Source organism: Pseudomonas sp. 1L-C-7-B-C1 (assembly GCF_057291635.1).
Genome location: NZ_JBXAWH010000015.1, coordinates 72,027 through 96,423, shown reverse-complemented (window position 1 = coordinate 96,423; position 24,397 = coordinate 72,027). Strand labels below are relative to the sequence as shown.

Annotated in this window: 23 protein-coding genes; 8 read left to right on the top strand and 15 right to left on the bottom strand. The window is 59.2% G+C overall.

The window, feature by feature from the left end; all coding sequences use genetic code 11:
• Positions 1–3: 3 nt before the first annotated feature.
• The 3 genes from AC0Z8Z_RS22020 to vioA are packed head-to-tail and all read right to left on the bottom strand — an operon-like array spanning position 4 to position 2,899.
• Positions 4–1,002 carry a hypothetical protein gene (locus tag AC0Z8Z_RS22020; protein ID WP_485620493.1) on the bottom strand — a complete coding sequence of 333 codons (999 nt, stop codon included), beginning with the start codon at positions 1,000–1,002 and terminating at the stop codon, positions 4–6.
• A complete protein-coding gene (locus AC0Z8Z_RS22015; RefSeq protein ID WP_485620492.1) occupies positions 995–1,768 on the bottom strand; it encodes a WbqC family protein in 774 nt (257 codons plus the stop codon). The genes AC0Z8Z_RS22020 and AC0Z8Z_RS22015 overlap by 8 nt, the downstream gene beginning before the upstream one ends.
• 12 nt (positions 1,769–1,780) lie before the next feature.
• Positions 1,781–2,899 (bottom strand): dTDP-4-amino-4,6-dideoxy-D-glucose aminotransferase VioA, encoded by a 1,119-nt coding sequence (gene vioA, locus AC0Z8Z_RS22010; protein ID WP_485620491.1) that lies wholly within the window; start codon positions 2,897–2,899, stop codon positions 1,781–1,783.
• 442 nt (positions 2,900–3,341) lie between these two features.
• Between vioA and AC0Z8Z_RS22005 the strand changes: the two genes are divergently transcribed.
• Positions 3,342–4,583 carry a glutamine synthetase family protein gene (locus tag AC0Z8Z_RS22005; protein WP_485620536.1) on the top strand — a complete coding sequence of 414 codons (1,242 nt, stop codon included), beginning with the start codon at positions 3,342–3,344 and terminating at the stop codon, positions 4,581–4,583.
• Between the two features lie 54 nt (positions 4,584–4,637).
• Positions 4,638–6,116: an MFS transporter gene (locus AC0Z8Z_RS22000; protein ID WP_485620490.1), complete on the top strand. Its 1,479-nt coding sequence runs from the start codon at positions 4,638–4,640 to the stop codon at positions 6,114–6,116.
• Between the two features lie 264 nt (positions 6,117–6,380).
• Here the strand turns inward: AC0Z8Z_RS22000 and AC0Z8Z_RS21995 are convergent, their stop codons facing one another.
• The 11 genes from AC0Z8Z_RS21995 to flgA form a co-directional block, all read right to left on the bottom strand.
• A complete protein-coding gene (locus tag AC0Z8Z_RS21995) occupies positions 6,381–7,421 on the bottom strand; it encodes an SEL1-like repeat protein (RefSeq protein ID WP_485620489.1) in 1,041 nt (346 codons plus the stop codon).
• A gap of 49 nt (positions 7,422–7,470) precedes the next feature.
• Positions 7,471–8,508, bottom strand: a complete 1,038-nt coding sequence (locus AC0Z8Z_RS21990) for an SEL1-like repeat protein (protein ID WP_485620488.1) — start codon at positions 8,506–8,508, stop codon at positions 7,471–7,473.
• Positions 8,509–8,559: 51 nt separating this feature from the next.
• A complete protein-coding gene (locus AC0Z8Z_RS21985; RefSeq protein ID WP_485620487.1) occupies positions 8,560–9,528 on the bottom strand; it encodes an SEL1-like repeat protein in 969 nt (322 codons plus the stop codon).
• Positions 9,529–9,601: 73 nt separating this feature from the next.
• The gene (locus AC0Z8Z_RS21980) at positions 9,602–11,566 is read right to left on the bottom strand and encodes a phospholipase D-like domain-containing protein (protein ID WP_485620486.1); all 1,965 of its coding nucleotides are present in this window, start codon (positions 11,564–11,566) and stop codon (positions 9,602–9,604) included.
• A 2-nt stretch (positions 11,567–11,568) separates the two neighbouring features.
• On the bottom strand, positions 11,569–14,355 hold the full coding sequence (locus tag AC0Z8Z_RS21975) for a type VI secretion system Vgr family protein (protein WP_485620485.1): 2,787 nt from the start codon (positions 14,353–14,355) through the stop codon (positions 11,569–11,571).
• A complete protein-coding gene (locus AC0Z8Z_RS21970; RefSeq protein WP_485620484.1) occupies positions 14,352–15,332 on the bottom strand; it encodes a hypothetical protein in 981 nt (326 codons plus the stop codon). Before AC0Z8Z_RS21970 ends, AC0Z8Z_RS21975 begins: the two co-directional genes overlap by 4 nt.
• 8 nt (positions 15,333–15,340) lie before the next feature.
• Positions 15,341–15,595, bottom strand: a complete 255-nt coding sequence (locus tag AC0Z8Z_RS21965; RefSeq protein ID WP_485620483.1) for a PAAR domain-containing protein — start codon at positions 15,593–15,595, stop codon at positions 15,341–15,343.
• A 334-nt stretch (positions 15,596–15,929) separates the two neighbouring features.
• The gene (locus AC0Z8Z_RS21960; protein WP_122534840.1) at positions 15,930–16,670 is read right to left on the bottom strand and encodes a flagellar brake protein; all 741 of its coding nucleotides are present in this window, start codon (positions 16,668–16,670) and stop codon (positions 15,930–15,932) included.
• Between the two features lie 75 nt (positions 16,671–16,745).
• Entirely contained in the window at positions 16,746–17,213 is a 468-nt protein-coding gene (locus tag AC0Z8Z_RS21955) for a flagella synthesis protein FlgN (protein ID WP_074893095.1), read from the bottom strand.
• A gap of 49 nt (positions 17,214–17,262) precedes the next feature.
• Complete coding sequence (gene flgM / locus AC0Z8Z_RS21950) at positions 17,263–17,580, bottom strand: flagellar biosynthesis anti-sigma factor FlgM (protein ID WP_122534841.1); 318 nt, start codon at positions 17,578–17,580, stop codon at positions 17,263–17,265.
• A gap of 170 nt (positions 17,581–17,750) precedes the next feature.
• Positions 17,751–18,512 (bottom strand): flagellar basal body P-ring formation chaperone FlgA, encoded by a 762-nt coding sequence (gene flgA / locus AC0Z8Z_RS21945; RefSeq protein WP_122624334.1) that lies wholly within the window; start codon positions 18,510–18,512, stop codon positions 17,751–17,753.
• A gap of 73 nt (positions 18,513–18,585) precedes the next feature.
• On the opposite strand from flgA, the gene AC0Z8Z_RS21940 reads away from it, so the two are divergent.
• Positions 18,586–19,518, top strand: a complete 933-nt coding sequence (locus tag AC0Z8Z_RS21940) for a chemotaxis protein CheV (protein ID WP_122534843.1) — start codon at positions 18,586–18,588, stop codon at positions 19,516–19,518.
• Positions 19,519–19,562: 44 nt separating this feature from the next.
• Positions 19,563–20,390, top strand: a complete 828-nt coding sequence (gene cheR / locus AC0Z8Z_RS21935; RefSeq protein WP_122534844.1) for a protein-glutamate O-methyltransferase CheR — start codon at positions 19,563–19,565, stop codon at positions 20,388–20,390.
• Positions 20,391–20,746: 356 nt separating this feature from the next.
• On the opposite strand, the gene AC0Z8Z_RS21930 is transcribed toward cheR, so the two are convergent.
• Positions 20,747–21,208, bottom strand: coding sequence for a hypothetical protein (locus AC0Z8Z_RS21930; RefSeq protein WP_485620482.1), 462 nt, complete (start codon positions 21,206–21,208; stop codon positions 20,747–20,749).
• A 111-nt stretch (positions 21,209–21,319) separates the two neighbouring features.
• On the opposite strand from AC0Z8Z_RS21930, the gene flgB reads away from it, so the two are divergent.
• Genes flgB through flgE form a run of 4 tightly spaced genes read left to right on the top strand, consistent with a single transcriptional unit; the run spans position 21,320 to position 24,272 of the window.
• Positions 21,320–21,727 (top strand): flagellar basal body rod protein FlgB, encoded by a 408-nt coding sequence (gene flgB / locus AC0Z8Z_RS21925; RefSeq protein WP_485620481.1) that lies wholly within the window; start codon positions 21,320–21,322, stop codon positions 21,725–21,727.
• Positions 21,728–21,730: 3 nt separating this feature from the next.
• Entirely contained in the window at positions 21,731–22,174 is a 444-nt protein-coding gene (flgC, locus tag AC0Z8Z_RS21920; RefSeq protein ID WP_122624313.1) for a flagellar basal body rod protein FlgC, read from the top strand.
• Positions 22,175–22,189: 15 nt separating this feature from the next.
• A complete protein-coding gene (locus AC0Z8Z_RS21915) occupies positions 22,190–22,909 on the top strand; it encodes a flagellar hook assembly protein FlgD (RefSeq protein WP_122534848.1) in 720 nt (239 codons plus the stop codon).
• 28 nt (positions 22,910–22,937) lie between these two features.
• Entirely contained in the window at positions 22,938–24,272 is a 1,335-nt protein-coding gene (gene flgE / locus AC0Z8Z_RS21910; RefSeq protein WP_485620480.1) for a flagellar hook protein FlgE, read from the top strand.
• The last annotated feature ends 125 nt before the right edge of the window (positions 24,273–24,397 follow it).

Sequence of the window (24,397 nt, the reverse complement as noted above, 5' to 3'; positions counted from 1 at the left end):
GTCTTAGTTCCAGGGTTCGGTCGCAAGGCGCTGATGGCCGTTGATGACAATCGCGGCCAGTCTGTTCATGTCTTCGGCGCCGTAGCGCTGATCAATCGGCAGCGGTAAGAGCCTGCCTGCCAGTTCTCGCTCCAGCGCCGGAGCGCCAGGGTCCGACAGCACTTCTCGCCAATAGCACGGCACATACACCCGCTCATTCAGCAACGTCTCGCGGATGCGCGCGGCCTCGTCGGGATCTTGCGCAATGAACGGGTAGCAGAGCGCCGGTGCTGAGGCGAGGCTCATGGCCCCGAGGTCGTTGACCGGGCCGAGGGCATCGTGCAGCCGGGAGAAATTTTCCTGACGCCGACGCTTGATGTGAGGGTAGTCGATGCTGTCGAGCAGGCGCGTGGTGGCAGCAGACATCCCGCGCAAACCTTCCGCACCGAGTGCGTGCTCAACGTCGAGAAAGGCCGCGTAGTACGCTTCCGGTGGGCCAGCGAGGCGGCCGAGCAAGGCCTCGAACCGATCGGCCGATTGTCCAGGCGTGGCCAATGGGAGATCGACCGGGCCGTTCACCAACCAGCCGCCGTCGGGCACGCCCACGAACTTGCGAGGGGAATAGAGCGTGGGGACGCCCATTTCGGCGGCGCTGAAGAGTGACTGCGAATTGTCGACGATCAAACCGTGACGGAGCCGTTTGACCAGGGTGTCGTGGATGTACGCGTCCTTGAGCCCAAAATAATTGACGTAAAGAAACGCCTCATCGGCGGCCAGAGAGGGCAGGCTGGCAGGCTCCAGTGCGGTATCCAGGCCGTAACGCACAACCTCGACATCAATGGCCCGTGCGGCGTCGGGCATGACCGCGCACAAGTAGTGGGGTAACCAGACCCTGCGAACCTTCTGCGCGAGCAGCAGCGCCTGAAACGCCGAGCGTGCGAGGTTGTAAGCACGGGCACCTGGTAGAAGCGCCTGACCGCTGCGCAGTTCCAGCTCGAAGAAGCCGCCCATGGCCTTATCCATCGATGACTTTCCCGCGCCGGGCCCAGGTGCTCACGGTGTCCAGTTCGTTGAACATCAGCAAGTCGAGGATCGAGAGCGCGGGCACGAACGGTTTACCCAGCTGCTCGTAAGCGCGAAGTTCGGGTTCGAGGAGTTCCAGCGCGTAACCGGCGTTGGCGAACTCAACGCTGTCGTACATCGCGCCACCTGCAACCGGGTTGAGATAACGGGTGCCGCCGATCGCCCTGATCGTCTCGAGCACGCGATCCTGCCCTTTGGCATGGGACACCGGCGCCCATTCACTGGCCCGAACGATCGGGGTGTGAATGCGCAACAGGCTGCAGCAGGAGCGCAGCGCCAGCTCGTTGAACTCGGCGATGTTGTGCGCCGGCAACTTCAGCAGCGCTTCGAGCCAGGTCAGCGTGCGCTCAGCGTGGGGTGCCTTGCGGTACGCAAACGCGAGGCGGCTCATGATGGCGTCGATGTCAACGTGTGGCGAAATCTGGCGTTGATTGATCAACTGCGAGTGACTGCCCTTTGCCAGCGGCAAGCCAAACCACTTCGGCTCGCCCTCCAGCAGGTAACGGTTGCGCTCGATCCAGCCGTTCTTGATGAACTGCACGTTGTCGTACAGCACGAAACAGTCGCTCGCGGCGATCAGCTGAAAGTAGCCCAGGTAAGGAAGAAAGTACGGTTGCATCAGGGCCACACGGCCCTGATCCAGAAGTGCATGGTCGTTGGACCGCTGATCAAGCCCGGCAGGGCTGCGGGTAGGGGCGATGAGCACGGGTTGCATCGGTCAGGCCCCGCGCGCGCTGAGCAGGATGTCGATAATGGAGTCCTGCTGCTCATCCGTCAGGTCCGGGTAGATCGGCAGGCACAACACGCGGCTGGAAATCAGGTGGGCATGGGTGAGCTTCGCAGCGTCCGAACTGGGCAAGCTGCGGTACATCGGGAATTCTGTGATCAACGGGTAGAAATAACGCCGCACCAGTACATCGCGCGCACGATAGCGGTTGTACATTTCGTCGCGGCTCACGCCAAACCGAGAACCGTCTATGAAAATCGGGCAATAGGCATAGTTCCAGTCCACACCTGCGGGCTGTTCCAGCAAGGTGATGCCGGGCACGTCTGCCAGCGCCCTGGCGTAGCGATCAAACAGACGTTTGCGCGACTGCAGCGCAGAATCGATGTGGCGCAATTGGAGCATGCCGAACGCTGCCTGAATCTCGTTCATCTTGCCGTTGATGCCCGGCGCCATGATCGTAACTTCGTCGGCAAAACCGAAGTTCTTCAGGTAATCGATGCGCTGCTTGGTCTTCCTGTCGTGGCAGATGATCGCGCCGCCTTCGAAGGTGTTGAACACCTTGGTGGCATGGAAACTGAGCACCGAAAGGTCACCATGATTCAAGACGCTGGTGCCATTGTGCTGAACACCGAATGCGTGGGCAGCGTCATAGATGACCTTCAACCCGTAGGTGTCGGCGATTTTTTGAATGGCGTCGACGTCACAGGGAATCCCGTAGCAGTGAACCGGAAGGATGGCCGTGGTCGCCGGCGTGATCGCTTCTTCAATGCGCTTGGGGTCCAGGTTGTTGGTCAGCGGGTCGATGTCGACAAACACCGGCTTAAGGCTGTTCCACAATAACGAGTGGGCCGTGGCGACGAAGGAATACGGCGTGGTGATCACCTCGCCCGTGACGCGCAGCGCCTGAAGCGCGGTGACCAGCGCCAGGGTGCCATTGGAAAACAGGCAGACATGCTCGACGCCCAAGTGCTCGGCCAGTGCGGCTTCCAGCTGTTCATGGAAAGGGCCACCATTGGTGAGACGCTTGCTGGCCCAGATCTCCTCCAGAAACGGCATGAACTCTTCCAGCGGAGGAAGCAGCGGACTCGTGACAGGAATTGAATTCGACATGGACACCAAGGCTCATGGGCGGTTGAAAGCCCCACGACCCTTGGAGGCATCGAGATGGGGGGGCATAGGGCCCTTTTAGACGGTGCCGAAAAAATGACGTCTAAAGGCGGCTTGCAGCTTGAATAGCAAAAATTCGGCCAATACCTGTCGAATCGGTAGCCGAGACGTGGCGGGGGCCTGCCCCAAGGGTGCAAGACGCTGGATTGGCAGTCGTCGGGACCGCGGCCCCGGCAGCACCTTGATAGAGGGTTCAAGCTCGGCGCTTGATATTCCGAACGCGTGACGCTTACTTTGTACGCCTTGCCGCCCTGCGGCCTGCCCAACGAAAAGGATTTGAGTCATGAGTAGCGATGACCACCATTCACTCGCGCAGCGACTGATGGGCATTGATGAAATTGAATGCGTCACGCCGGATCTGAATGGCGTGCCGCGAGGGAAGGTGATGACCGGCGAAGGTTTTCTCGAAGGCCGTCGGTTGCAGCTGGCGCGGGGCGTGCTGCTGCAGTGCATCATGGGCGGCTATCCGCCGTCGAAATTCTATGGCAGTGACGATGGCGACCTGGCCCTGATCGCCGACCCGCAGCAGACCCATCGTCTGCCGTGGAGCGACGAGCCTCGCGCCCTCGCGATCTGTGACGCCGACGAGCTCGACGGCCAGCCATCGCCGCTGTCCACCCGCGGCCAGCTCAAATCGGTCATCGCCCGTTATGCCCGGCATGGCTGGTCGCCGGTGGTGGCCACTGAGCTTGAGTTCTTTGTCTTCGCGGCTAACCCCGATCCGAGCCAGCCGTTCCAGCCGCCGGTCGGTCTGGACGGTCGGCGCGAGGACGGCCAGTCGGCGTTCAGCATCAGCTCCAACAACGGCCTGCGACCCTTCTTCAAGGAAATCTATGCCTGCATGGCCGCGCTGGGCCTGCCCCGCGACACCGTCATGCACGAGATGGGCGTCAGCCAGTTCGAGATCAACCTGCTGCACGGCGATCCGCTGTTGCTGGCCGACCAGACATTCCTCTTCAAGCACATGCTCAAGGAAGTCGCGCTCAAGCACGGCCTGATGGTGGTGTGCATGGCCAAACCGCTGGCGCACACCCCCGGCAGTTCCATGCACATTCACCAGAGCGTGGTCGATACCAGCACCGGCCAGAACATCTTCAGCGACGATCAGGGCGAGGCCACTGATCGCTTTCATCACTTCATCGGCGGGCAGCAGGCGGCGATGGCTGACTTCACCGCGTTGTTCGCGCCCAACGTCAATTCCTATCAGCGCCTGTGCCATCCGTTTGCTTCACCGAATAACGCCTGCTGGTCCCACGACAACCGTTCGGCGGGTCTGCGCATTCCGGCCAGCGCACCGGTCGCCCGTCGGGTCGAGAACCGCTTGCCCGGCGCCGACGCCAACCCGTATCTGGCGATCGCGGCCAGTCTGGCTGCAGGGCTTTATGGCATCGAGCATGAGCTGGAACCGTCCCCGCCGATTCAAGGTGAGTTCGTTGTGCCCGATAATCTGTCGTTGCCATGTACCTTGCACGCTGCTCTGGAACGTCTGACTCGCAGCTCGCTGGCCAAGGAACTGTTTGGTGCCGAATTCATCGAAGGCTACGTCGCGTCGAAGACCCTGGAACTGACCAGCTTCTTCAACGAAATTACTCCCTGGGAGCGCCGCATTCTGGCCGCTCAGGCTTAAGAATCGCTGTTCGGAAATCCTCTGAATCCGGGGGTTTCCGTCTTTTGGAACGTTATGCGCCAAATCTGGAAGTCCTTTCGAGCGCTGTATTTTGCCTCGCTGATGATGTTGATCGGCTCGGGCCTGCTCAGCACCTACCTTGCCTTGCGTCTGGCCGCCGATCAGGTCGATGGCCTGTGGGTCGGTGCGTTGATGGCGGCGAACTATGTCGGTCTGGCCCTGGGCGGCAAGATCGGCCATCGGCTGATCGGCCGAATAGGGCACATCCGTGCGTACGCCACCTGCGCCGGCATTGTCGGCGCGGCGGTCTTGGGCCACGGGCTGTTCGACTACCTGCCAGCGTGGATCTTCCTGCGGATGATCGTCGGCCTGGGCATGATGTGCCAGTACATGGTCATCGAAAGCTGGCTCAACGAGCAGGCCTCGCCCAAGCAGCGCGGCACGGTCTTCAGCCTCTACATGATCGCGTCGTACTTGGGGCTGGTGCTCGGCCAGCTGATTTTGGTCATCCACCCGCAACTGGGCCCTGAACTGCTGATGCTCGTGGCGATGTGTTTCGCCCTGTGCCTCGTGCCGGTGGCCATGACCCGCAGCATTCACCCGGCCCCGATGCACCCGGCACCGCTGGAGCCGCTGTTCTTCATGCGCCGGGTGCCGCAATCCCTGACCACCGTGTTGAGCGCCGGCATGATCATTGGCTCGTTCTACGGCCTGGCGCCGCTGTATGCCGCGCAACAAGGGCTGTCAACCGAGCATGTCGGTCTGTTCATGGCCAGCTGCATCGGCGCGGGCCTTATCGTGCAAGGCCCGCTGGGCAAGCTGTCAGACCGCTATGACCGTGCCTGGCTGATCCGCGGTGTAGCCGGCTTGCTGGTGCTGGCCTCGCTGCCTCTGGCGATCCTCCCGGATGTGCCGATGGAGCTGCTGCTGGCGGTGGGCTTCCTGGCGTCCCTGCTGCAGTTTTCGCTGTATCCGCTGGCGGTGGCGTTCTCCAATGACCATGTTGAAGGCGAACGCCGCGTGTCCCTGACCGCCATGTTGCTGATGACCTACGGCGTCGGCGCCAGTATCGGCCCGCTGGTGTCCGGCGTGCTGATGAAGATGTTCGGCAGCAACATGCTTTACGCCTTTGTCTGCTTGGTGGCGCTGGTGCTGGTGCTGCGTATCCGTCCGAAAGCCGTCACCAACCTGCACCAGGTCGAAGACGCCCCGCTGCATCACGTCGCCATGCCTGACAGCATGTCCAGCTCGCCGCTGGTGGTCGCCCTTGACCCGCGGGTGGATGAACAGGTGGTGCAGGATCAGATGCAGGACGTTGAGCCTGAGCCTGAGGTTTCGTCGGAGATTGCGCCGGATGTGGCGGCTGAATCTGAAGTGCAGCCAGAGATGGTGGAGCGGGTTGTGGCGTCGGGTGAAGGCGTTGTGCGGCCAGTGGCGATTATGGACGAGGAAGTGGCTGCGGATTCTGGTGCGGCTGGACCGGAGGAGGCGGTTGAAGTGCGTCGGAATGTCGGGGTGGATCGGCCTTTGTGATGGGGGCTTGCCGATCTTGTTGATCTTGCTGCCATCCACTTTTTCCGCTGCGCCGTAGAACTCTGTGGGAGCGCCACCCCGGTCGCTCCCACAGGTTCGGTGTCTCACCCTCAAACCTTGGCCGACACAAGCCCCTGTAGGAGTGAGCTTGCTCGCGAAGGCGATCTGTCTGCGAAATGGATTTCGTCTGGCTGACCCCAATTCGACGGCTAGCGCGCTCCAACGGTTTATTTCCGTGTAGCCGACAATCTGCGCCGAGTGCTATTACTTCAATCCGCTCAACGGCCAACCTGTCGATGGATCAAGGTCTTTCTCCTCGCACATTCGCGCGATGAGCTCCTCGCTGGGTGGGGATGGGGGTACGACAGCGTCGCGTTTGCGCTTCCATTCGAATGTTTCGTCCCACTCGGGAAGTTTGGCCGGGGGGAGGGGGACGATCCGGTCGATGTCCGGGACTTTTGCGCCGAGGTGTTCGTATTTATTCAAAAAGTTAGTTATAAGGCTATATCGTCGTGCTCTTTCGCTATCAATATCGGCTGCTAAATAATAGGTTTCGTTGCTTGTCTTGCTGTAGTTAAATGCCTCTCTAAGTCTGCGCGCTCCAGCGGGATTTCCGAATTTAGATGCTGATTGATAAGCTTCAAGGGCTTCAATGAATAGACCTTCATTCTTTCTCGATACGCCGTATCTCAGCGCCGCCTCGCGATGTCCCTGTTCCATGGAGCAGCGCATCATCGCAAGTGGGGTGGCTCCAGCTTTACCAGTCTTCGCCAATAAATTAGCTACGTAATATTGAGCCTCCGGGTTTCCATAGTCAGCAGCGCGTCTGAAATAGTAGCGAGCTGCTTCAGCATCCTGCCTGACACCATATCCGAGTTCAAGATAGTGACCCATATCATAGTAAGCTCCTGGGATGCCGCGGTTAATCAAATCTTCTACCAAATCAATAGTCTCTTTCGCGGGGCGCGGGGCGTTTGTTAGGCCCTGAGATAGCAGCGCTTGCAAATTTGTCGCCGCACGATAGTGGCCATGCGCGGCGGCAATTCTGTAGTGCCGGGCAGCCTTATCAAAGTCTTTCGGCCCTCTTACTTGAGTAAGGTGCAGTGCATATTGATATAAGAGCTCTGCATCAGCATCGAGAGGTGGGAGTTTTTTTGATTCATATACGCATTCGAACTCCAGATTTTTGAACGCGGCATCGTAATCGGCTTTCTCGGGAGCGAATTTCTTTATGTTGTTATCTTTCGCGTCGCAGTCAGTTAGAAGTAACGCGAGTATTAGCGCCGCCGATGGGTAGTGATTCATACCAGTCCTTACATTGCTCTTCAGCTCAAATAATCATGCACGAGTGATGTTACTTCAACCCAATCAATGGCCAGCCCGTAGCGGGATCAAGTCCCTTTTCCTCGCACATTCGCGCGATCAATTCTTCGCTGGGTGGGGATGGAGGTACGGCGGCGTCGCGCTTGCGCTTCCAATTGAATGTTTCGTCCCATTCGGGAAGTTGGGCTGGGGGGAGGGGTACGATTTGGTCGATGTCGGGGACTTTGGCGCCGAGGTGTTCGTATCTTGTAAGGAAAGCTCTGATTAGATCGTAACGGTGGGATCTCTCGAGGTCCTTTTCAACGCCTAGATAATCATCACTTTCTGAGTCACTCACTTTGAAGCTATCTTCAAGTATCAGAGCGCTGGTTGAGTTGCCTGTCATGACGGATGTCTGATATGCCAGCAATGCCAAGCGATATTCTTTGTGGTTTTGTCGGGCTATGCCATAAACAAATGCCGCCTCGGCATGGTTTTGTTCCATTGCGCAGCGTCGCATCTGGGACGCTACCATGCCAGCTCCTTTAATTCGAACCAGACGCTCGGCGACGTAATATTGTGCTTCAGGATTCCCTAAGTCAGCGGCGCGCCTGAAGTAATAGTCTGCGGCTAAGGGATCTTGTCGTACGCCATACCCAAGCTCCAGATAATGTCCCATATCGTAGTAAGCCCCCGGTATGCCTTGACTGATCAGGTCTTCTACCAAATTCAGCGTTTCCTGAGCCGGACGCTCGGCCGTCGTCATGCCCTGCGACAGTAAGACTTGCAAATTTGTGGCAGCACGATAGTGACCATGCGCGGCGGCAATTCGGTAGTAACGGGCCGCCATATCAAAGTCCTTCGGACCTCTCAATTGGGTAAGATGAAGTGCATATCGATACAAGATTTCTGCATCAGTATCGAGAACTGGCAGCTTTGTTGATTCATACACACACTCGAATTCCAAGTTTTTAAATGCTGCGTCGTAATCGGCTTTCTCAGGAGCGAATGTCGGTATGTTGTCATCTTTAGCGTCGCAGCCGGTTAGAGACAGCGCTACTAATAACGCTGCTGATGCGTGAAAGTACATATAAGTCCTTGTAATTGCTGTTTGCTTGAGTACTCATGCATCGAGGGGGTATTACTTCAACCCACTCAATGGCCAGCCCGTAGCAGGATCGAGTTGCTGCTCCTCACACATTCGCGCGATCAGTTCTTGGCTGGGAGGAGAGGGAGGTATTGCAGCGTCCCGCTTGCGCTTCCATTCGAATGTTTCATCCCAGTCAGGAAGTTTGGCTGGGGGGAGGGGGACGATTTGGTCGATGTCCGGGACTTTGGCGCCGAGGTGTTCGTATCTCTGCAGGAAGTCTTCAATGAGTCCATAGCGACGAGATCTTTCCTTATCCTCATCTAGCCCCAAATTGTCGAGCAAACTTTTCTTGCTCGAACTCAAGAAAGAAAGTCTCAGGCCCATAGCGGCCGACGATTCTCCGGCTCTTACGGCTGCTTGAAAGCCTCGAACTGCTTCGCCGAAATCACGTTGAACTTGTCTGTCATTAGCGTAGCGAATTGCGGCTGCTCTATGCCCTTGTTCCATAGCGCAACGAATCATTAAAAATGCGACCCCACCAGCGCCCTTTATCGGTGCTAATGATTCGCCGACGTAATACAATCCTTCCGGATTTCCGAGGTCTGCGGCACGTCGGAAATAATACCGAGCCGCCTCAACGTCCTGCCGCACCCCATATCCCAATTCCAGGTAGTGGCCCATGTCGTAAAATGCGCCTGGGATATTTCTGGCCATAAGATCCTCTACAAGATTGATTGTTTCCCTTGCCGGTTGTGGCGAACTTGTCAGTCCTTGAGATAGAAGGCTTTGCAGTCTTGTCGCTGCTCGGTAATGACCGAATGCGGCCGCTATTCGATAGTATCTTGCGACCTGATCGAATTGTTTTGGTCCTTTTTTCTGGTTTAGATACACCCCATAATCGTATAGGGTTTGCGCATCGCTATTCAGCTGCGGAAGTTTATCGATTTCGTGTATGCAATCAAATTCCAATCTTTTAAATGCTGCATCGTAATCCGCTTTTTCAGGGATAAAGTTGGTCAAAAGCTTCTCTCCGGAATCACATCCTGCAATCACTATGGTTAGTAACAAGGCAGCGTTTATGCTTTTCATAATGTTAGTCGAAATCTTTGCGGCTTGGGCTCATTCGTAGGAATTCGACAAGAGAGCATATGGGTTGCTCTGCAGGCTTATTATGTAGCGCATATCTCCGTGCTTTGTTAGTGTCCAACAGTCGCCGCCATTGATTAAATGCCTTCGTAATACTTTTTTCGTCCTCCTCCCCCGTATGCAACCCCCACAACTGCCTCCTCAACGGCCGTGCCACCGCCGGATCCTCGACACATATATTCAACTCACTGTCCGAGCTCATACTCCGCTCATTGATATTCGCCGAGCCCAACGTGGTAAACACGTCATCAATAATCATCAACTTGCTATGGATATACACTTCCAGCCAGTCATCGGGCGGAGAGTCTGGCGCAACAAGTGTGCAGATGTGGACTTTCAGACCAGGCACATCAATCGGAGTGATGGGGGCGCTTTTCTCGCTCTTAAGCTGCCTTTTTAGTTCTGCGTACTGCCTGGCCAATTCATCGCGTTCGATTTCCAACCGTTCGATGGGGCCGGCCAGCTTGCCCATGGCGTCTACGCGGTTGTTATAAGCCGCCAGTTTGCGTTGCGCGGCGATGTACTCCTCGTGCAGCGCATCGAGCTTCGCCTGCCAGTAATCGTCGTGTTCGAGGCGCGCCACAGAGGGCATGACTTCACTGCGACCCAACTGCCGAAGCATGCGAAAGGTCCCAAGGGCGCCGTCGGCCATGCCTTCGTCGGAGGAGTTGGTGACGACGAACAGGTGCAGGTAGCCGTGTTCGCCAGGATCGCGGCCGCCTTCGGCATGGCGCCGGGCAATGTCGACAACGGCGTCGGCGAACGGCTTCCAGCGGAAGTACTGGTTCTCGATGTAGATGAACTGGGTCGCGTTCTTGACCGCCTGCAGGTACATCGTCCGGATGTCGCGCTTGCCGACCTCCGTCTGGGTGCGCAGTACCTGCGCCATCATCGGCGGGCCGAAACCCTTGCGCGGTTTTAGGTGTGCGGCGAGGGATTCGCGGGGTGTCTGCAGATCAATGCCGGTTGCTTTAAGCCAGGCCTGGGTGAAGTTGGCATTCAGGTCCTGGAGCACCGGGCCGGTGACGCGACTGGATATGTCCTGCCTCGGCGTAAAACCGTTGCGCCCGTACACGTCATCGGCACGAGCATGGGCGTGGTCGTCGCGGTCCCAATAAGGGTCGAGCATGTTGTGGCCCATGACGAAACCGACCGCCCGGTCGGCGTGCTCGTAATCGACCAGCACCATTTTCTGGTGATGAGTGGGGATCACCGACATCGCTGCTGCCTTGCCGGCCGCCTCAAGTTTTGCCGCGCCTTGCTCCCGGGAGCGGGTCCATATTTGATAGGCAATTTCGGCTCGGTCGGCCAGCCCCAGGTCGCGGACCGCAAACTCGATGTTTTCGAATGGCTTCGCGCCCGCCTTGAACAGTTCTTGTGCCTGCAACGTGATCCATCGGAAGCCCTTGAGTGCGGGGAACACCTGTTCGACCGGCGAACTGGCACCGGTGTCAGGGGTTGAGGCGCGGCGGTACCATTCCCAGTCATACGCTTGCTGCCACGTGGATCGCCAGTCGCCGGCGGGTGATACAAAAGAGGCCAGGTTCCGGCCTGGTGTCATGTTCTCCGCGAACATCGCGGTGAGGTGAGCGCTGTCGGACCAGCACAGCACGCGCACCTTCACGCCAAGGGAGGCCTTAGTGACCAGCAGTTCGCCGATGCACTGCGCCTGACCACCGCCACGCTTGAACTGCATCGAGGGCTGAAATCCCCAGCAGATGATCTCCACCGAATGTTTTGCCGCCATGATCGCGTCGTGGACGGCGCCAAACGCGCGCTCGCCATTCACCAGCGGCTCGAAGGTCGCAGGCTTGGGCGAATACTCGCTGCACTCGACCATCCAGCGCTGGTTCATGACGGCCGATGAGGTCTGGCTCGTGGCGATGGGGCAGGTGATGCTGGGTGTGTTCATCTTCAGGCTTCCGTGTCTGGGTCGTTGAGGCGGTCATAGTCTTCGCGGTATTGACTGGGTGCTTCGCCCGAACCGGGCGTCAGGCTGTGTTGATGGCGATGCAGGCCGCGGTTGGCGCGGGCGCCGTTGTCCTGATCGCCGAGGTAATCGCCGCTGACCGGGATGTCATAGCTGGCGCCGTTGGCCAGTTCGACGCGGTAGCGCGAGCGGGATACGCGGTGCTCGACGCTGATTTTCCCGTCGCTCGACATCACGCCCTTTTCAATCTCGACCCCGTCGGCGAACACCGTGTAAGGCATGCCGGTCCACGGCTGGTGACTGGCGGCGCTGCTTTGCCCGGCCAGCAAGGTCAGCGTCTGGCCCGCCGTGCTTTGTGGCCATGGCGTCTGTTCGCGGTCCATCCGGCTGGCGCCGCCGATGTTTTTCTTCGCCGCCTTGATGTCGATGGTGCCGGGCGCGTGAATCTGGATATCGCCGTTCTTGAGGCGGATAAAGGCACCGCCGCAGGTCAGCAGAATCTCCTCTTGGGCAGCGATCTCGATGGTTCGCGCCGTGGAGGTGATGCGCACGCTGTCTTTGGCGGTCAGTTCGATGGCGTCGTCCTGGGCCTGAATCTCCACCTTGCCCTTCGCCGCGAACAGTTTCGCCCCGGCGTCGCGGGCAAACAGGCTGATGCTGCGACCCACGCTGACCAGCAGCGAGCGTGCACTGGCGAGGTTGATGTCTTCACCACTGGAGAGGCTGGTGTGGCGGCCGCTGTGCAGCTGGATGTTTTCAGGCGTGACAGCGGCGATGTCGGCGGGCGCGGAAGCGACGATCAGCGGTGCGTCATAGCCCTGCGACGTCGCATTGCCCTGGCGGTGGGAATGCGTGGCGGCCTGATGCAGGCGGTTCAGGTTGTCGACCCCTTCCTCCAGCGACAGGGCATTGTGCTGACCGGCCTGGTCGGACAGCGCCGTCATGCGCTGCAAAGCGTCGCTCAACTGCTGGCCGGCTTCGCTGCTGTCCAGATGCCCACTTTGTGCCTTAGTGCGGCGCCACGTGCTGAGGTACAGACCCTGCGGTGCGCGAATGGCGCCGGAGGCTTCGGTGCGCAATTCAAAGCCGTCACCGCGCCACGCGCCTCGGTCATTGCCCTGTTGATCAACCAGACAACCGAGGTTTAGCTGGCTGTGGCCGTGACTGCTGTGGATTTGCGTGCGCAATTGGGCGGTGGTGTCGTCCATGACCCACTGGTTGTAACCGAGCCCGTCGATTTCCTGACTTCTGTAGCCGCTCATCCGGCCAGTGGAATGCCATGCCGGTTTGTCGCCGCCGTAGACCTGCCCGAGGATCAGCGGTCGGTCGATGTCGTTGTCGAGAAAGGTGACTACCACTTCTTCGCCTGCGCGCGGCACATAGACACTGCCCCAACCGGCGCCGCTGCTGTTTTGCAGCATGCGCACCCAGCAACTGGGTGCTTTTTCCGGCGCTCTGAGGCGGTCCCAGTGAAAGCGCACGCACACCCGATTCAGCGCGTCGGTCTGCACAGGCCCGCCGTTGGGCGCCACGACCACGGCGGTCTGCGGCCCGGGGTTAGCAGGCTTTTGGTGTTCAAAGGCGCTGCGGTACGGGACGTCCAGACGTTGAGCTTCGAACGCGTTGCAATAGAACCCTTCGCCTTGCTCGGACGGTTTATCGGCACCGAGATCTTTCAGCTGCAATTGCAGGCTGCCGGGCCGCTCGCGACGGGTCAGAGCAACGGGCAGGTTGCTTTGCGCGAAGAACTCGACAGCGATCAGCATGAACGCCCGGCGTTCGCGCGGGCCATTGTCGTACAACGGGTGCCCGCGCAGCTCGAACCCATGACCCGGGAGCATGTGCCGGACGCCGCCTTGCCCGGTGATGCGCCGCGCTGCGGACTCCACCTGCTCGATGTGCACCCGTGTCTGCCAGTTGCCGTCGTCTTCGCTGTGCCACGCGTATTGCCCTCGGTATTCATAACGCTCGAGCGTCTTTGCCGCATTCGGTGGATTGAGCCCCAGGGACCGGGCAGACAGCGGCTGGCGGTGCGCCCGGTAGTTATTGCTGCTCCACAGAACGTGGCCATTGAGCAGCGTGTCGGCCTGACTCCACTCCTCAATGCTGTCGTGCTTTAGCGCGGCCGTCTGGGTATGAAAAGGCAGCGCTTGCGGCTCCAGCGGCGGCAGGTCAAGGACGCTGTCGACGAACACGATTCGATGCTGGTCAGCCTCATGAACGACGTACCAATAAATGCCCGCGTGCTCGCACCAGCGCTGCACGAAATGGGCGTCGCTTTCGTTGAACTGGGTGACGTAGGACTGCGGCGGATGCTCGTGGCGCAAGTTGAATTCATAGCGGCCTTGCGCCTGGGGATGTCCCCGAAATACTTCAGTGAAGATGTCGATCAGCGTCATGTCTTGCCAGATGCGGCAGTCCTGGCGGTATTCCAGCAGGCTGAACCACGGCGCGAATTCGAGCTGCCAGTCCTGCAAACGGCCGTCGCTGCCCAGATAGCGCGCGCTGCCCACGAAGCCGTGTTTATAACTGTGGCTGCCGTCGGCGCGCTTGATGGCGAGGCGAACCGGCTCGCCGATCAGTTGGTGGGGGTCGATGCGTGTCGACTCGCTGACGACATCCACGCAGTAACGCGGGATGCGGCCGAGTCGCTCGACGCCGTGGACGCGCACGGCCAGCAGCGGCTCGGTCAGTGGCGTCTTGAATTCGAGCAGGCGTCCATTCTGGCTGATGCCGGCGAGGTTGAAAGCAGAGGGTGTTGCGAAGGTCATGTCGGACTTCCTGTCGGGGCAGTGGGCGCGGTGCGGGGCACGGCAATGATCGAGGCACTGCTTGGATCGCTGTCGGTGAGGTCCAGCACCCAGTGGGCCTTGCCGGGTGAAGCGCGGGCCGCCAGACAGCCGAGGGCCGTTTCCGTCCATTCGGCGGCGACGGGCCCGACCTGGCCAGACAGCAACTGGCCCTGAACCTGCTGACTGAAGGTCTGTCCGGAGGCAGTGGTCGGGGTATCGGTGGGCGCGCCCCGCTTGAGCGAAACAAGGGATACCACCTCACCCAGGGGCGCCGGATCCGCAGCGTGTGCGTTGGCCGGCAGAGTGGCCCAGCTGTCGATGCCCAGGCACAAGTGGTCGGGCATGCTCAAGTGGCTGGATAACAACCCGGCAAGCCAGGCCGCCGGCCGTTGGCTGACACTGCGGAAACCGCCCCCGGGCAACCACGCCTGGGGCCACACACCCACCACGGTCTCAAACCAGACCAGTGGATCGACATGGGAGGGCGGGAACAGATGCACTTCAACCTGCGTCCAGTCCGCGACTCGGTCGAACAGCGGACACTGGGTCAGCGTCGCCTGCAGCAGTTCCATGGCGCGGGTGAGCGGGTCGATCGAGGGCAGGGGGATCGCTTTGATCTCGATCCGCCGCAACAGTCGGCGCGAGCCATCAGCAGCCATCAACCTTGAATCGTGACTCAGCGCGTTCGCTTGTCTGGGGATGTCCTGGACAGGTAGCTGCTGATCCAGAGAATGCCCGGGGAATCGAAGCCAGACGTCCTCGACGCTGACCCCCAGGGCGCAGAAATCACCCCGCGGCTTGGCCCGGTCCAGCAGGCGCTGGGCCGCTTCTTGTGCCAGCCGTTTCTCGGAGAGCCGGTCGTACATGTTCCGCCTCGGCTGGGCCCAATGTTGAGGGGCAGGAGGCGGTGGCAGCTCGACAGGTTTGCCGAACAGTCGCTTGATGAGTGTGTTCATGACGACCCCTACAGAATGCAGCAGTCATCGTGGGTCGCGACGAGGAAGTCGCCGCACAGAAGGCGGTCCCCGTCGCGGGCAATGGGCCGGTCATCGACGAGGCAGGTTTCATCCCCTTCGGCGATGGCACAGGGGCCGTGGAAGCAGAGCACGCCGTCGCCATGGCGGGCGACTTCGAGACCGTGCAGGAACGTGGACGGCGAGCCTTGAATAACTCGACCGCCTTTGAGGGTGGGGTCGTTGAGAACGATGATGGGGCGCATGACGAAACTTCCCTGAAGTGTGGCCGCGGTGAGCGTCCATGCTCCAGTGCGTTTGAGCGGCGAAACTAACACAGGCTCAGGGGCCTGAAATTGGCACAGGAAATTTCAAGACGCGTCCCACGCTGGGGAAGCGAACAGTCCTACAAGCGGACGTGATGAGGCGCACATTTTGATCGAATAAGCGTGATTTTTTGGAGGGTGAGCGGGGCGGGAGGCGTCGTGGGACCGGATCAAGGGCGCTGTTTGACGTGCGCACTATGGGAATGGATAGCAGCTGATTTGCAGCAACCCGCCAGCACGCCATGGAGCGCACCGGCCGGGTTACCGCCAACGATCAAAAATCGTCGTCTTTGTCGAAGCGTCGCGCTTCGCGCTGCAGTTGATAGACCAGGCGCTCGACCTGACGCTGCACCAGGCCACTCATGTTGTGGAAGCGTACGCCGGCAAACGTGGTGTTGATCCTTTCTTCGAAGTGCAGGTAGCGCAGTTCAACGGGTGTGGTCATGTTGCCGAAGGGCAGGGAGGCGATAAAGCGCTCATAGACCTGACCCAGCTGCATGCGCTCGGAAACATCGCCTTCGAAGCGCAGCTTGCACCCGGTCGCGGAGATGTCCAGCAGCTTGCCGCGTAACGGGGATTTAAGCCGTTCGCCACCGATCTCGACATCAATCAGGGAAGCCAGCTTCAGGGCCGCGCGAAAGGCATTGCGGCGCTGGTGATAGACGACTTCTTCAGGCAGCGGGCCGCGATAACTGCGCGGTTCTTCGATCACCGTCAGCCGGGCTTTGCTTTCCCAGGCGATGCGCACACCGTCGTGAAAGCCCTCGACCCGGAACGGCTCACCGCTGGCAAGGAAACGCTCGCCGTCACGGGGGATCATCTCGTCGAAAATGACTTGATTGGTGTCGCGGTTGACATCGATCACGTAGCTCTGAAAACGCTGGGTGCGTTCGTGGAACGTGATGATCAACGGGTCATGACTTTCCATCAGCAGCCGCAGATTGGCAGCGATTTCCAGCGGGGTGGTCAGTACCTTCGGGGGCTGCGGAACATCTTCCGCGCTTGAGGCATTCACGGTCTATCCATCTCCAGGCAAATAACGGCAGCGGGCGGCATATTGCCACCACGGTGCGCACCTTGATACAAGAACTTACGCCTGGCTAAGCGGACGCGGCCTGGCCTTGCCCGACGTCGAGCCGCGGCTGTCATAAAGCGTGGGCGTGTCGCCGCCGTTGAGAATCCTCAACTGCTGTGCCGTGGTGAGTTGCTGGAGCTGGATAAGGCTGCCGTTTTGCTCATTGGCCGCCTGGCATTCACTCATCAGTGCGCTGAGTTCATCGCCCGCGGTCAACAAGGCTTCACCCACTGACGAATGTTTCGCCACTTCTTCTAGTCCCGCACGATTGGCGGGCAGACCCAGGCTGGTCATCAGCTGGGTACGTCGGCGTCCATGCTGCTCGAGCACAATCACCAGCGCCTGTTTCTGCGCCAGGATGTGTTCCATCTCGACCATATTGCGCCCATGAAGGGCCACTGATTCGGCCTTCAGGATGTCCAGCAAATGCCGGGTTGGCGCAATGTCGTCCGTGATCAGTTGAAGCAATGTAGTGTCTTGCATCGCATGCCCTGGTGTTTAAGCGTCCAGAAGCCCCTGCGCAGACCGGGGGCTAGCGCTGGGCTTCGAAGTTAAGCAGTTTGCTTGCAACACGATTGCTGTCGACCTTATAGCTGCCGTCGGCGATTGCCTGCTTCAACTCGGCCACACGGGCGCTGTTGACGACTGGCTGATCACGCAACGAATCACTGATCTTCTGCAACTGTTGAGCTTCGCTGCTCAAATGTACTGCCTCACCACTGCCCGGCACGCTGGAAGTGCCGCTGACCGCCGCCGTAGCTTCGGTTTTGCCGGCTTCCTTGGTGCTGGCGGTACGTGTTGTACCGCTCACGGGAGTGGAGCTATTCAAACGATTGAAGTCGATGACCATGATTGAAAAACCTCTGGGTTCTAGGACGCTTGCCTTGGTTTCGGCCCGACCCGGAATAACTTTAGGGCTCGTGCGAAAACAGTCTCGAATGGACTTCGCACGGAGCACTGGGGTTCCGAGTGTAGGAAAAGCGCAAGCGCAGCGCCAGAGGTCTTACCTTCACATGTCAGTTACATAGCGACCTCAACTTGTCCGGGCGCAACGATATTGGCCTTGATCACCCGCTGGGAATTAAGGTTCTTCACCCGTATTTGCTCGTTGAAACCGCCGTCGGACAGGGCTTCGCCCGGCATGCGCACGCTCATGGAACCACTGCGCGCACTGATCACCACCTGGTCGCCCTTGTGAACCATTTGCGGCTGGTCGAGGTGGACCGGGGTCAGGATCTGGTCGATGACCGTTGGTCGGACAACTTTCTGCCCGACCGCCTGATCGAGCGAATCCAGAAAGCCTTGCCCCAGCAGGCTTACGTCACGTTCGCGCAGCGCCACATCGTTCTCAGTCACGATCGCGTCGCGTTTCATTGGCCGCACGCCGGTGACCACATTGCGGTAAAGATGAACTTGGGCCGGCACGAACACCGTCCACGGGGACGTGCCTTCGCAGCGCACTTTCACCGTCACGCGGCCGATGGGCTGGGCGGGGCTTTCCAGTGAGGCTGTCAAATCCTTGTCGCACAGTGGCATGCGCAGACGCGGATCCAGCTGCTTGACTTCGATTTCATAGCGGCCGGCGGTTTGATTGGTCGCCATGTAGTCTTCAACTGTGAATTCAAGAAAGCCCTGGGTCACGCCGATAAGTGTTTCAGGCAAGGTCATGTTGTCCGCGCGGCTCAGGCTGGCGGCACACAACAGACACAGCGCGACCAGCACGCAGAGAAAGCTGCGGGTTGCGGGTGCCGGGCGTCGGGATACTGTCGTTTGTGTGTTCATGATGAGTAAATAGCAAGGCCCGTGCCGCTTACCGATTCGGTAGCGCAATTGGTCGTTTTGGGAGGAGTGGTGCATGGCTGGTGTGATGGATTCAGTAAACCAGCGCACTCAACTGGTAGGGCAGAACCGCCTTGAACTGTTGCTGTTCCGGTTGGACGGCAAGCAGTTGTATGGGATCAACGTGTTCAAGGTAAAAGAGGTGCTTCAATGCCCGAAACTTACCCACATGCCCAAATCCAGTCCGATTGTGCGCGGCGTGGCAAATATTCGTGGCGGGACCATCCCGATCCTTGATCTGGCATTGGCGACCGGCGGCAAGCCGTTGAGCGACATCGCCAATTCCTTCGTGATCATCACGGAGTACAACACCAAGATTCAGGGTTTCCTGGTGCATGCGGTGGAACGCATCGTCAATATGAACTGGGAAGACATTCACCCGCCTCCCAAGGGAACCGGTCGCGACCACTACCTCACGGCGGTGACGCGTCTGGACAATCAGTTGGTGGAAATCATCGACGTAGAGAAGATCCTTGCCGAGGTAGCGCCAGTCTCCGAAAACATCTCGGTCGGCGTAGTCACGGCGGAGGTGCAGCACAAGGCGCTCTCGTTGCGCGTGTTGACGGTCGATGATTCCTCCGTGGCGCGCAAACAGGTGACGCGCTGCCTGCAGACTGTCGGCGTGGAAGTCACGGCGTTGAATGACGGTCGTCAGGCGCTCGAGTTCCTGCGCAAACTGGTAGACGAAGGCAAGAAACCGGAAGAAGAATTCTTGATGATGATCTCCGACATTGAAATGCCGGAGATGGATGGCTATACCCTCACTGCGGAGATTCGCAGCGACCCGCGCATGCAGAAGTTGCACATCGTGTTGCACACCTCGCTGTCGGGCGTGTTCAACCAGGCGATGGTCAAGAAGGTCGGCGCTGATGACTTCCTGGCCAAGTTCCGGCCGGACGATCTGGCGGCGAGGGTGGTAGATCGTATCAAGGCGGCAGATATCAGCTGAGGAGGGGTGTTCCTCCTTGCTGTTCACATGATTTGAGAGGCGGCATGTCGACAGGTAATTTGGATTTTGATCAGTTCCGGGTGTTCCTGGAAAAAGCCTGTGGCATTTTGCTGGGTGAAAATAAACAGTATCTGGTCTCCAGCCGCCTTAACAAGTTGATGGAACAGCAGTCCATCAAGTCGTTGGGTGAGCTGATCCAGCGTATCCAGACCCAGCCGCGCAGCGGGTTGCGCGAGCAGGTGGTGGATGCGATGACCACCAACGAGACGTTGTGGTTTCGCGATACGTACCCCTTCGAGGTGCTGAAGAACAAGGTGTTGCCGGAGGCGATCAAGGCCAGCCCCAATCAGCGTTTGCGGATCTGGTCGGCGGCGTGCTCGTCGGGGCAGGAACCGTACTCGCTGTCGATGTCGATCGATGAGTTCGAGCGCAGTAACCCGGGGCAGTTGAAGTCGGGCGCGCAGATTGTGGCGACGGATTTGTCGGGTTTGATGTTGAACAATTGCAAGACGGGCGAGTACGACAGTCTGGCCATCGGCCGGGGGTTGTCGCCGGACCGTCTGCAGCGTTTCTTTGATCAGAAGACGCCAGGGCGCTGGACGGTGAAAGCGCCGATCAAGAGTCGTGTGGAGTTTCGTTCGTTCAATCTTCTGGACAGTTATGCGGCGTTGGGCAAGTTCGATATGGTGTTTTGCCGCAACGTGCTGATTTATTTTTCGGCGGAGGTGAAGAAGGATATTTTGTTGCGTATCCATTCGACGTTGAAGCCTGGGGGGTATTTGTTCCTTGGGGCGTCGGAGGCGTTGAACGGGTTGCCCGATCATTACCAGATGGTGCAGTGCAGTCCCGGGATTATTTATCAGGCCAAGTGATTGGCTCTGCTTTTGATTTGATGAGAACCCGCTTAGGCGGGTTTTTTTATGTGAGTCAAGGGCCTCGGCCTAACGGCCTCGTGTTTCGCCTTCGGCGAGTTACTTGGAAAAGCACCCCAAGTAACCAAGGGTGCTTGCTCCTGGTTGGGCTCCTCCTTCGTCGGAGTACCCTCACTCCGGTCTCGCTCCGTGGGCCCGCGCTGAACGGGCATCCATGCCCTGACGGCGCTCTCGCCGCATCCCTGCGGCTCGGCCCACTGCGCGAGACCTACGTTCAGCCTGCACCCAAGTCGCGATTGGCGGTGACTGAGCCTTTTGCATATGAAGATCAAGATCAAAAGCAGATCAGAAGCAGATCAGAAGCAGATCAGAAGCAGATCAAAGGCTTCAGCCGGGAAGCTCTTGATCTTGTTCTGCTGTTGATCTTGATCTTCGTACGCAGATAGCGCTGAAGACAACAATCGCGACTTGGGTGCAGGCCGAACGCAGACGACGCGGAGTGGGCCGAGCCGCATGGATGCGGCGAGAGCGCCGTCAGGACATGGATGTCCGTTCGGCGCGGGCCCACGGAGCGTCGTCGGAGTGAGGGAACCCGACGAAGTCGGGCCCAACCAGGAGCAAGCACCCTTGGTTACTTGGGGTGCTTTTCCAAGTAACTCGGCGAAGCCGAAACAGTCTGCCCCCAGGCAGACGCCCTTGATCTTGATCTTGATCTTGATTCTGATCTCGCGAGCGATAGCGCAATACGGCAAAAAAACGGCACCGCGCTTGCCGCTTTCCTCCCCCGGAGCGGAAATCCCTTGCCGCTTTTCTGTCATCACCCCGCACCAACACCCCTGCAGCCCCCGGAAACACGCGCTTTTAGCATGTGGCACGCACCTTGCTATAACTCCTGCACGTACATTTGGTCAGCCCTCAAAGGTCCCGACATGAGCATCAGTTTTGAAAACGCCCTCGGCATCCACGAAAAAGCGCTCAACTTCCGCGCCCAGCGTGCTGAAGTGCTGGCCAACAACATCACCAACGCCGACACCCCCAACTACAAGGCGCGTGACCTCGACTTCTCCAAAGTCCTGGCCGCCCAAAGCGACAAGAGCAACAACGGCCACTTCGCCCTCGACATGACCAACAACCGTCACATCGAAGCCGAAGGCATGAGCGATGGCGAAGCCAGCCTGCTCTACCGGACCCCGTCGCAGCCGTCGCTTGACCAGAACACCGTCGACTCCCAGGTCGAAAATGCGAACTACGCCGAAAACGCCATCGGTTTTCAGGCCAGCTTCACCTTGCTCAACAGCAAATTCAAAGGGCTGGTTGCAGCCCTGCGCGGAGAGTAATCCATGTCCCTGTCCAGTGTTTTCAATATTGCCGGTAGCGGCATGAGTGCCCAGAACACCCGCCTCAACACCGTGGCCAGCAACATTGCCAACGCCGAAACCGTGTCCTCCAGCATGGACCAGACCTACCGCGCCCGACATCCGGTGTTCGCCACGGTCTTCCAGGGTCAGGAATCCGGTGGCAGCTCATCGCTGTTTGAAGAGCAGGGTCAGGCCGGCGTCGGCGTACAGGTGTCCGGCATCGTCGAAGACGCCTCAAACCTCGAAGCACGTTACGAGCCAAATCACCCGTCAGCCGACAAGAACGGCTACGTGTATTACCCGAACGTCAACGTCGTCAACGAGATGGCCGACATGATCTCGGCCAGCCGCTCGTTCCAGACCAACGCGGAAATCATGAACACCGCGAAAACCATGATGCAGAAGGTCCTGACCCTGGGTCAGTGATAAAGGGCGAAATCCATGACGGTCTCAAACACAGACGCTACCTCGTCGTTCCTCAAGGGGCTGCAAAGCACGACCCCTGGAACCACAGGCACCAGCACCAAATCCAGCACGAGCAGCCTCACCGGGTCCAGCTCGCTGGGCAAGGATTCATTCCTGCAGTTGCTGGTCACGCAGATGCAGAACCAGAACCCGCTCGATCCTCAGGACAACAGCGAGTTCGTGGCGCAGCTGGCCCAGTTCAGCAGCCTGGAAACCATGCAGAACCTGAGCACCTCGGTCGACTCGATCAGCACCATGTACCAGTCGTCCCAGGCGTTGCAGGCCTCGTCGCTGGTCGGCCGTTCGGTGACCGTGGACGCAGGGTCGACCTACGTCGACACCAGCAAGGCCATGACCGGTTCCGTGGTGCTGCCATCGTCCAGCTCCGACACGACGGTGAAGATTTACGACAGCACCGGCACGAACGTCGTGCGCACCATCGACCTGGGCACACAGAAGGCGGGTACCACAGCCTTCAGTTGGGATGGCAAGGACGACAGCGGCGCGGCGGTGGAGGCGGGCAACTACAGCTTCGTCGCCAACGGCAAGCTGGACGGTAAAGGCACTCAGCTGAGCACCTACCTGCCGGCGACAGTGAACAGCGTGACCATGGGCACAACGGGCTCTGACATGACGTTGAACCTCGCCGGCGGCACCCAGGTGGCACTGGCAAATATCAAGCAAATCGGAATTTAGAGCCGACTAGACGGCGCAGGAGTTAATCATGTCTTTCAATGTTGGTCTTAGTGGGCTCTACGCAGCAAACAAAAGTCTGGACGTCACCGGCAACAACATTGCCAACGTCGCGACCACCGGCTTCAAATCTTCCCGTGCGGAGTTTGCTGACCAGTACGCCCAATCGATTCGCGGCACCTCCGGTGGCACCAACACCGGCAGCGGCGTCTCCACCGCCGCCGTGTCGCAGCAGTTCACCCAGGGCACCCTGAACACCGGTACCGGCCGCAGCCTGGACCTGGCGATCAACGGCAACGGCTTCTTCATGCTGAGCAACAACGGCGAGAAGCTGTACACCCGTGCGGGCGCTTTTCACACCGACACCGATGGCTACGTCATCAACGAAGCCGGCAACAACCTGCAGGGCTACAGCGTTGACGGCCAGGGCAATGTCGCCACCGGCGTGCTGAGCAACCTGCGTGTCGACTCCTCGAACCTGGCGCCGAAAAGCACGGGTGTCATCACAGTTGCCTCCAACCTGAATTCCTCGTCCACCTCGCCGACGGTTCCGACCTTCTCGCCATCGGACACCAACAGCTACACCACGACCTACAGCACGCCGCTGTATGACAGCCAGGGCAACCAGCACACCCTCGACCAGTATTTTTCGAAGACGGGCACCAATACCTGGACCATGTACAGCCTGGTCGACGGCCGCAGCATCAACGATCCAACGTCTACCAAAGCTGACGCCACAGCCGTGACCTTCGATTCGTCGGGTGGCTTGATCACCAGCGGCGCCGGCGGCCCGGATACCACCAACTCGCCCAACGTGAGCGTGGGCACGGACGGGATCTTCTCTATCAACAACTGGGTGCCGGCTGCCAAGACCACTGTCGGCAGCACCACCACATGGTCGAGCAATGGCGCGGCCGCGAATGCGGGCGGGATCAAGCTCAACATGCTGGCCACCACCCAGACCAACGCAGTGTCCGGTGCAATCAGCAAGACTCAGGACGGTTACGCCACCGGCCAGATCACGGCCATGAACATCGACGCCACCGGCAACATGTTCGCGACCTACACCAATGGTCAGTCGAAGGTGATCGGCCAAGTGTCGTTGACCAACTTCGCCAACGTGCAGGGTCTGGCACCGGCAGGCGGCACCAACTGGCGCGAGTCGTCCGCGTCGGGCATTCCGGTCACGGGCGCGCCGCAGTCGGGTACGCTGGGTTACTTGACCGGGCAGGCGCTGGAAGAATCCAACGTCGACCTGACCGGTGAGCTGGTCAACCTGATCAAGGCGCAAAGCAACTACCAGGCGAACGCCAAGACCATTTCGACGCAAAGCACCATCATGCAGACCATCATTCAGATGACCTGATAACGGTCGCTGGATACGCTCGATGAAGCCCCTCTTTGAGGGGCTTTTTTTATGCCTTTTTTTGGCAGGAAATATCGGGAGCCGTCCCACTCTACAACTGGAAACTTCCTACTTTCGTCTTTGCG

Bases quoted from the DNA above. Each gene is read 5' to 3' on its own strand.
- flgC (WP_122624313.1), top strand. From the start codon at position 21,731: ATGTCCCTGTCCAGTGTTTTCAATATTGCCGGTAGCGGCATGAGTGCC.
- AC0Z8Z_RS22020 (WP_485620493.1), bottom strand. From the start codon at position 1,002: ATGGATAAGGCCATGGGCGGCTTCTTCGAGCTGGAACTGCGCAGCGGT.
- AC0Z8Z_RS21995 (WP_485620489.1), bottom strand. From the start codon at position 7,421: ATGAATCACTACCCATCGGCGGCGCTAATACTCGCGTTACTTCTAACT.
- AC0Z8Z_RS21955 (WP_074893095.1), bottom strand. From the start codon at position 17,213: ATGCAAGACACTACATTGCTTCAACTGATCACGGACGACATTGCGCCA.
- AC0Z8Z_RS21915 (WP_122534848.1), top strand. From the start codon at position 22,190: ATGACGGTCTCAAACACAGACGCTACCTCGTCGTTCCTCAAGGGGCTG.
- AC0Z8Z_RS22005 (WP_485620536.1), top strand. From the start codon at position 3,342: ATGACCGGCGAAGGTTTTCTCGAAGGCCGTCGGTTGCAGCTGGCGCGG.
- vioA (WP_485620491.1), bottom strand. From the start codon at position 2,899: ATGTCGAATTCAATTCCTGTCACGAGTCCGCTGCTTCCTCCGCTGGAA.
- AC0Z8Z_RS21975 (WP_485620485.1), bottom strand. From the start codon at position 14,355: ATGACCTTCGCAACACCCTCTGCTTTCAACCTCGCCGGCATCAGCCAG.
- cheR (WP_122534844.1), top strand. From the start codon at position 19,563: ATGTCGACAGGTAATTTGGATTTTGATCAGTTCCGGGTGTTCCTGGAA.
- AC0Z8Z_RS22000 (WP_485620490.1), top strand. From the start codon at position 4,638: ATGCGCCAAATCTGGAAGTCCTTTCGAGCGCTGTATTTTGCCTCGCTG.
- flgE (WP_485620480.1), top strand. From the start codon at position 22,938: ATGTCTTTCAATGTTGGTCTTAGTGGGCTCTACGCAGCAAACAAAAGT.
- flgA (WP_122624334.1), bottom strand. From the start codon at position 18,512: ATGAACACACAAACGACAGTATCCCGACGCCCGGCACCCGCAACCCGC.
- flgM (WP_122534841.1), bottom strand. From the start codon at position 17,580: ATGGTCATCGACTTCAATCGTTTGAATAGCTCCACTCCCGTGAGCGGT.
- AC0Z8Z_RS21965 (WP_485620483.1), bottom strand. From the start codon at position 15,595: ATGCGCCCCATCATCGTTCTCAACGACCCCACCCTCAAAGGCGGTCGA.
- AC0Z8Z_RS21940 (WP_122534843.1), top strand. From the start codon at position 18,586: ATGGCTGGTGTGATGGATTCAGTAAACCAGCGCACTCAACTGGTAGGG.
- AC0Z8Z_RS21970 (WP_485620484.1), bottom strand. From the start codon at position 15,332: ATGAACACACTCATCAAGCGACTGTTCGGCAAACCTGTCGAGCTGCCA.
- AC0Z8Z_RS21930 (WP_485620482.1), bottom strand. From the start codon at position 21,208: ATGACAGAAAAGCGGCAAGGGATTTCCGCTCCGGGGGAGGAAAGCGGC.
- flgB (WP_485620481.1), top strand. From the start codon at position 21,320: ATGAGCATCAGTTTTGAAAACGCCCTCGGCATCCACGAAAAAGCGCTC.
- AC0Z8Z_RS21980 (WP_485620486.1), bottom strand. From the start codon at position 11,566: ATGAACACACCCAGCATCACCTGCCCCATCGCCACGAGCCAGACCTCA.
- AC0Z8Z_RS21990 (WP_485620488.1), bottom strand. From the start codon at position 8,508: ATGTACTTTCACGCATCAGCAGCGTTATTAGTAGCGCTGTCTCTAACC.